Annotated in this window: 8 protein-coding genes and 1 pseudogene; 5 read left to right on the top strand and 4 right to left on the bottom strand. The window is 58.0% G+C overall.

The features are described 5' to 3' along the window. Positions 1 to 91 precede the first annotated feature (91 nt). Entirely contained in the window at positions 92 to 295 is a 204-nt protein-coding gene (locus KHQ28_RS23140) for a DUF2754 family protein (RefSeq protein ID WP_002890215.1), read from the bottom strand. A 252-nt stretch (positions 296 to 547) separates the two neighbouring features. Between KHQ28_RS23140 and KHQ28_RS23135 the strand changes: the two genes are divergently transcribed. Further along, complete coding sequence (locus KHQ28_RS23135; RefSeq protein ID WP_002890210.1) at positions 548 to 850, top strand: YaiY family protein; 303 nt, start codon at positions 548 to 550, stop codon at positions 848 to 850. Here KHQ28_RS23135 and KHQ28_RS23130 read toward each other — a convergent pair. From KHQ28_RS23130 to KHQ28_RS23120, 3 genes are all read right to left on the bottom strand, one after another. Then, positions 847 to 1,953, bottom strand: a complete 1,107-nt coding sequence (locus KHQ28_RS23130) for a DUF1615 domain-containing protein (protein WP_004183146.1) — start codon at positions 1,951 to 1,953, stop codon at positions 847 to 849. The genes KHQ28_RS23135 and KHQ28_RS23130 overlap by 4 nt on opposite strands. Positions 1,954 to 1,971: 18 nt before the next feature. Beyond that, entirely contained in the window at positions 1,972 to 3,192 is a 1,221-nt protein-coding gene (sbmA, locus tag KHQ28_RS23125; RefSeq protein WP_002890204.1) for a peptide antibiotic transporter SbmA, read from the bottom strand. Between the two features lie 117 nt (positions 3,193 to 3,309). Further along, positions 3,310 to 3,822, bottom strand: a complete 513-nt coding sequence (locus tag KHQ28_RS23120; protein WP_021441268.1) for an isochorismatase family protein — start codon at positions 3,820 to 3,822, stop codon at positions 3,310 to 3,312. 218 nt (positions 3,823 to 4,040) lie between these two features. Here KHQ28_RS23120 and ampH point away from each other — a divergent pair, with 218 nt between their 5' ends. From ampH to KHQ28_RS23100, 4 genes and pseudogenes are all read left to right on the top strand, one after another. Continuing rightward, positions 4,041 to 5,201 (top strand): D-alanyl-D-alanine-carboxypeptidase/endopeptidase AmpH, encoded by a 1,161-nt coding sequence (gene ampH / locus KHQ28_RS23115; RefSeq protein ID WP_004178722.1) that lies wholly within the window; start codon positions 4,041 to 4,043, stop codon positions 5,199 to 5,201. A 106-nt stretch (positions 5,202 to 5,307) separates the two neighbouring features. Next, the gene (gene hemB / locus KHQ28_RS23110; RefSeq protein ID WP_002890201.1) at positions 5,308 to 6,282 is read left to right on the top strand and encodes a porphobilinogen synthase; all 975 of its coding nucleotides are present in this window, start codon (positions 5,308 to 5,310) and stop codon (positions 6,280 to 6,282) included. A 255-nt stretch (positions 6,283 to 6,537) separates the two neighbouring features. Further along, positions 6,538 to 7,029: a transposase gene (locus tag KHQ28_RS23105; RefSeq protein ID WP_004178721.1), complete on the top strand. Its 492-nt coding sequence runs from the start codon at positions 6,538 to 6,540 to the stop codon at positions 7,027 to 7,029. Positions 7,030 to 7,125: 96 nt separating this feature from the next. Next, positions 7,126 to 7,475, top strand: a pseudogene (locus KHQ28_RS23100) (1-acyl-sn-glycerol-3-phosphate acyltransferase); the annotation flags it as partial.

Below are 7,475 nucleotides of genomic sequence, written 5' to 3'. Positions count from 1 at the left end.
TCACCCGCCTGATTGAGCTGGCGCTGGAGCGCCATGCCGCGGACCGGGCGCTGAAAACCTCCATGAACTAAACCGCCTGGCAGCGGCGGCCTCAGGCCTCTTCTGCCGGGCGGCGGCGGATCACAAAGCCCGCAATCCAGAAGCTAATGACCCAGGTGATCAGACCGACGGCGTAGGATTGCCACCCCTGAGTTTCAAACCCCAGCAGCCCCACCACGCCATTAAGAATAAAAATCAACCCCAGCGCCACGGCGTAGTAGTGCCAATCGCGGCGAATTTTATCAGTGAGCTTCATGCGGCCTCCAACAGCAAAAAACGCATCTTCGCATAGCCGCCCGCGGCGGTCTGTAGCGATATGGAGAATGTTGCTGGATTGCGACGCCGCTCTCCCTTTTGTGCTCCTGTGGCGCGGTTAACACAACGGCGAAAACAGGATTATTCCTGGACGGCAATTACCAGCAATCTGATACTGATGATGGCCCCTGACTGCCAGAATACCTGACATAGAGCTGGAGAAAAAACCAGCAGCGCAGATGTGGGAGGGCCTATGGCTGAATTCAGTTTTTCAAAATCGCTTTTGGGAAATAAAAAAAGGGGCGCGCTGACCGGCAGCCATGTCGCCTACGGGCTGTTCGTGTTGATCTGCTGCTGGGCCGGCGCGCAGATGCTCAGCATGCTGATCCACGCCCCGGGGGTATTTGAACGCCTGATGCAAGCCCAGGACGCCAGCCGTCCGCAAGTCGACATCAGCCTCGCCGTGGGTACCCTCTTTGGTCTGATCCCTTTCCTTATCGGCTGCACGTTCATCGGGGTACTGGCGCTTATCGTGCGCTGGCGTCAGCGCCGTTAACGCCGCGCCATACAGTTTGCCCGCCGCTCATCAACCCGTTTCGCAAACCACGCCGTCGTCAGATTTCGGGTGATTTTTGGACTCTCCAGCTGGATCCCTGGCAACATCTCCCGTGGCAGGGTTTTGCCCGCCTTTTTCTCGGCGAGACGGAAAACCTGCTGATAGAGATCGGTCTTCTCAAACGCCAGGCTGTCGCCCTTTTTCAGCTGACGATGGATCTCGCTGTCGCTCATCCCCAGCTGGCTCGCCAGGCGACGCACCGCCAGCTCGGTGCTGCCCGGCTCCTCGCTGTCGTAGCGGATAAGGTCGCCGTCGAGCGCCAGTTTTACCCCGCTGGCTTTCACCACCGCGTTCTGGAAGGCGGCGTTACGGCTGGCGTACCAGCCGGCGTTGAAGTCGGCAAAGCGGTACAATGGCGCACTATAACTGGCCGGATAGTTCAGCAGATGATAGGTGCCAAACCACAGGCCACCGCGCAGACTGAAGACCTCCTGGCGCACCGTGCCGTTCATTTTCCACGGGTAGCCGGAGGTGTGCTGCTCGGCAAAAGCAATGCTGACCTGCATCGGCCCCCCGGTGTGCACCGGGTTAAGGGAACCGAACAGCTTCTGCCCCATCGGCACCATCCCGATAAAGTCATCAAAAATGGCGCTCAACTGCTTTTCCGTCTTCACATTGTCCAGACGGTCGCTATAGCTTTTACCGTTTGGCGAGGTGATCTTCAGCGCGGTATGGACCAGAAACGGCGGAATGTGCATTTTTTCCGCCCGGCGGTCAATTTCCTGCCAGGCGATTTTATTCAGCCCCGGCACCACCGGATCGGACTGATAGTTAGACTCTTGCTGCGCGACCGCCAGCACCGAGCAGACGTTTTCTTCCGTCGGCGCCAGCTTCTGGCTGTCAAACGCGGTGGCGATGGCTTGCGCCCAGGCCTCCCGATCCTTGACGCTGGCCGGCATTTTCTGCCGCACCACCGACGCCACGTCAACAGGCTTCTCGCCCTCTTTCAGCGCCGGAGCCTGCTGGCTGGTACAGGCGCTCAGCGCCATGGCCGCCAGCAGCGTCAATGAAACGGGAATAATGCGCGATAAACGTGCGGCCATTATGCTTCCTTGTCTTGATTAACGTAATGTCGGGATCGCTTCCTGCAGCGGTTTGCCGTCCAGCTCGCGTTCAAAACTGCGCAGACGTTTGTAGATGGACATCAGTTCCACCAGCGTTGTCCACGAGCTGATCAGGTACTGGAACGAGCCGCGCACCTGGCCGAAGACGTTAGTAATTTGCGTCATCAGCCCGAGGGTAATCGTACCGGCAACGATCGACGGAAACAGCAGGAAAAGGCCGAAAACGTTATCCACCTGCAGATAGAGGATGCGGGCGATATTGAAATACATATAGTGGAAATAGAGACGGAAATAGTTGCGACGCACCGCGCGGAATAGCTCGCGCACCGTCGGCGGCGTGGCGCGAGTTTCATCGTCCTCGCCGTAAACCAGCTCTTTACGATAGGCCGCTTCCACGCGCTGGTTTTTAAACTCCAGGCCCGGCAGCTTAATCCCCACCACCGCCAGCAGGCCGGTACCCATCAGCGACCAGACGATAGCGGCAATCACCAGGCCATACGGCAGATGGCCGACGATAGGCAGGTCGGGAACATGTTCGGAGAGCGTTACCAGCACCGGCAGGAAGGCGATCAGGGTCATCACCGCGTTGATAAAGCTCACGCCCATATCTTCGAGGGTGGAGGCAAAACGCATGGTATCTTCCTGCACACGCTGCGCGGCGCCTTCGATATGGCGCAGATGCTGCCAGTGGGCCATATAGTGCTCGTTCATCGCCGTGCGCCAGCGGAAGACGTAGTGGCTGACGAAGAAGTTGTTCATCACGCCAATAATCACCGCGATGATCGCGATGCCGAGAAAGACGCCGATTTCCTGATAAAACTGATTGATGCTGACCTTATGCGGGGTGGCCAGCGCGCTCTGGATCAGGTCGTAGAACGGCGCATACCAGGCGTTGATCGCCACCCCGACTTCCACCAGAAACCAGGTGACGAAGATGATGAGCGAGGTGCCGAGAATCGACCAGTACTGCCAGCGGTGCGGGCAGTAGACAAACCAGAACAGCGCGAACACGCCGACGCAAAACAGATAGTAAGCGTAGAACACCAGATAGTTGAGCGACCAGAAGCGCGCCGCGCTGATCGCCACATTTTGCGATGCCCCGGTGACCCGCAGCAGCCAGTCGCCGCCGCCCGCCTGCCAAAAGATCACGGCCAGCAGCGACCAGATAAAGGCAGAAATAAAAAACGGCCCCGGTTTGGGGAAAAAAGATTTAAACATCATTGTCTCCTGCTAACTTCTTATCGTTCTGCTATTGCTGTGTACGACGCATACGTCGGCCGCCGCGTGGATGAGCCCTCGCGGGACAGACGAATGATAAGACCGGATATCAACAGCTTAGTTCTGCTGCCATGCATGCAGAATTGTTTCTGTGGGTTTCACCTGTAAAGGATTGCCAGGAATGGTCAGCGTACGCCACACCTCATTGTAGTGGGCGATAAGCGTCGCGGCCTGCGCGGCGGGGCGGTCGGCGGTGGTGTGGGCATCTTCCGCAATAACAATACCGTACCCGCGGCTGGCGCCATTTTTAACGGTGGTATCGAGGCAGTAGTCGGTGGCGCAGCCGCAGATGACGAACTGCTGAATGTCGTGTTCGTCCAGCACCTGCGCCAGCGAGGTGTGATAGAAGGCATCGCAGGCGGTTTTGGTGACATACAGCGCGCCAGCCGGCTGCTCCAGCTCAGGAAGCAGGGCGAAGCCTTCGCTGCCGGCTTCGAGGCCGCCGGCTTCATCATGCTGAATGAAAATAACCTTGTCCGCCGCGCGCACCAGACGATTAATTTGCGCGACGCAGCGCTCGCGCGCCAGACGCGGCGTGGCGAACACGCCGTTTTGCATATCCACGACCATCACTACCCGTTGAGCCGTCATTGTTCTCTCCCACGAACCTTCAGCCAAACGGTCATCATACGCGCCGGCGAAAAAAGCCGGTATCCGAAAGCGTAAAAAAGTCTTTTTTACGCACCGTTACCTTTTTCCTGCAGGAATGTCGTGAATCCCGCTTTGTTCTGCGCCACTTCGTAGTATAAATACCCTCTTCTTTTTATTTATTTAATGGATGATCTCCGTTGAAACGTAGTTTGCTCATTTTTGCTGCGCTGTGCGCGGCGTCGTGGACCTCGGTGCAGGCCGCACAGCCTACCGTTGACCCGGTTTTCGCCTCGGATGTGGTCGATCGTTACGCCAATCATATCTACTACGGCAGCGGCGCCACCGGCATGGCGCTGGTGGTTATCGATGGCAATCAGCGTGTTTTTCGCAGCTTTGGCGAAACCCGCCCGGGGAATAATCAGCACCCGCAGCTCGACTCGGTGATCCGTATCGCCTCCCTCAGCAAACTGATGACCAGCGAGATGCTGGTGAAGCTGCTCGACCAGGGGGTGGTGAAACTCAACGATCCGCTGAGTAAATACGCCCCGCCGGGCGCCCGGGTGCCTGACTGGCAGGGAAAACCAATCACCCTGGTTAACCTCGCGACCCATACCAGCGCCCTGCCGCGCGAGCAGCCTGGCGGCGCCGCTCATCGTCCGGTGTTTGTCTGGCCGACCCGCCAGCAGCGCTGGAACTGGCTCTCTACCGCGACCCTGAAGACCGCGCCGGGCTCGCAGGCGGCCTACTCCAACCTGGCCTTCGATTTACTGGCGGACGCGCTCTCCACCGCCGCCGGCAAACCGTATCCGCAGCTGTTTGAAGAGCAGATCACCCGGCCGCTGGGGATGAAGGACACCACCTTTACCCCGTCACCGGATCAGTGCCAGCGGCTGATGATCCCGGAAAAAGGCGCCAGCCCATGCAACAACACCCTGGCGGCGATCGGCAGCGGCGGAGTCTACTCGACGCCGGGGGATATGATGCGCTGGATGCAGCAGTTCCTGTCATCCGATTTCTATACCCGCAGCCAGCAGGCCGACCGGATGCAGACGCTGATTTATCAGCGTAACCAGCTGACCCGGGTGATTGGTATGGACGTGCCGGGCCGCGCAGACGCGCTGGGCCTCGGCTGGGTGTATATGAAGCCGAAGAACGGCCATCCGGGGATTATTCAGAAAACCGGCGGCGGCGGCGGGTTTATCACCTATATGGCGATGAATCCGCAGGCTAACGTTGGCGCCTTTGTGGTGGTAACCCGCTCGCCGTTAACCCGCTTCAACAATATGAGCGATGGCATCAACGACCTGGTCAGCGAGCTGAGCGGCGCACAGCCCAACATGCAGACGGCCAGCCAGTAATCCCGGGGAAGGTTTCGCCGATGCGCCATAACGATCGTTTTGGCGAAACATCCCGCAGCCATTTCAGTTACACTATCGTCTTTCATTTCACAAAATCAGGCAAACCATGACAGATTTAATCACTCGCCCCCGCCGCCTGCGTCAATCCGCTGCGCTGCGCGCCCTGTTTGAAGAGACAACACTGAGTTTGAACGACCTGGTGTTGCCGATCTTTGTTGAAGAAGAAATTGATGATTACAAAGCGATAGAGGCCATGCCCGGCGTGATGCGCATTCCGGAAAAATATCTGGCGCGCGAGATCGAACGCATCGCCAACGCCGGGATCCGCTCGGTGATGACCTTTGGTATTTCTCATCACACCGATGCCACCGGCAGCGATACCTGGAATGAAAATGGTCTGGTGGCGCGTATGTCGCGGATTTGTAAGTCCACGGTGCCGGAGATGATCGTCATGTCCGATACCTGCTTCTGCGAATATACCTCCCACGGCCACTGCGGCGTGCTGTGCGACCACGGGGTGGATAACGACGCGACCCTGGAAAACCTTGGCAAACAGGCCGTTGTCGCCGCCGCCGCGGGGGCGGATTTCATCGCTCCTTCCGCCGCGATGGACGGTCAGGTGCAGGCGATTCGCCGCTCGCTGGACGCCGCCGGCTTCACCAATACGGCGATCATGTCCTACTCGACCAAGTTCGCTTCTTCCTTCTACGGTCCGTTCCGCGAAGCGGCCGGTACCGCGCTGAAGGGCGATCGGAAAACCTATCAGATGAGCCCGATGAACCGCCGGGAGGCCATTCGCGAGTCGCTGCTCGATGAAGCCCAGGGCGCCGACTGCCTGATGGTGAAACCGGCTGGCGCCTACCTGGATATTCTGCGCGATATCCGCGAACGCAGCGATCTGCCGCTCGGCGCCTATCAGGTCAGCGGTGAGTACGCGATGATCAAATTTGCTGCCCAGGCGGGCGCTATCGATGAAGAGAAAGTGGTTCTGGAAAGCCTCGGCGCTATCAAACGCGCAGGCGCCGACCTGATCTTCAGCTATTTCGCCCTCGATCTGGCCGAGAAAAAGATCCTCCGTTAAACCCGCCCCTCCCCGGTGGCGCTGCGCTTACCGGGGCTACCAAACCTCATCTCCGGTGCGCTGTATTTATCGCGACCACCACACCGTAGCCCGGATAAGGCGCTTGCGCCGCTATCCGGGGACAGGCGCTAACCAATATCTGTAGCTAAAACTTTGCGCGCCGCTTTCCACCTTCTGCGCCTTCTCCTTGGCGTACCGGATTTCGCCTTCTAACGTGTTAAACCACATCATAAATACCGAATTCCAGGAGATCCTGTGGTGGCTTATCGACGTTATTACATTAAGGGGGGAACCTGGTTCTTCACTGTTAACCTTAAAGACCGTAGAAGCATGCACCTAACTGAAAACATAGAATTATTGCGCTACTCTGTCGCCGTTGTTAAACAACATCGCCCCTTTATTATTGATGCCTGGGTGGTGTTGCCTGAACATCTGCATTGCATCTGGACACTACCTCATAATGATGACGATTTTTCTTCACGCTGGAGAGATATCAAAGGCTGTTTTAGCAGAACGTTAAAACGACAACCCCTCTGGCAACCGCGCTTCTGGGAGCATGCCATACGCGATGAAGATGATTACCGCCGACACGTTGATTACATCCATATCAATCCACTTAAGCATGGCTGGGTCACCCGGGTGATCGATTGGCCATTTTCAACCTTTCATCGCGATGTCCAGCGCGGGCTATATCCCCCAAATTGGGCTGGCGATAGCTTTGATCTTAGCTGCGGTGAACGCCGATAGCCTCTCCCCGGTGGCGCTGACGCTTACCGGGGCTACAAATCGGCGCCAACCGTAGCCCGGATAAGGCGCTTGCGCCGCTATCCGGGGANNGACTGTCACCGCCACCTGAAGGGGCTTGATACGGTCGAACAGGTGCTGGAATACCTCAATATCCGCTGCGCCATCCCGGCGCACGATCTCGAACAAATCCCCGAATATGGCCCGCTGGTCATTATCGCCAACCACCCCACCGGCACCCTCGACGGCCTGGCGCTCCTGTATGCGGTATCCCGCGTGCGCCGCGATGTCAAAGTGGTCACCAACCGCATGCTCACCCACCTTGAGCCCCTGAGCTCGCTGTTTATCCCGGTAGATAATATTCATGGCCGCACCGCTAAAGCGGCGCTGCAGCAGATGGACCAGCAGCTGCAGGCCGGTGGGGTGCTGATCTTCTTCCCGGCGGGGGA

The organism is Klebsiella sp. 28 (assembly GCF_018223905.1).
Lineage (GTDB): Bacteria > Pseudomonadota > Gammaproteobacteria > Enterobacterales > Enterobacteriaceae > Klebsiella > Klebsiella pneumoniae.
The sequence above is the reverse complement of the archived record's forward strand: the minus strand, read 5'-3'. Positions and strand labels throughout refer to the sequence as shown.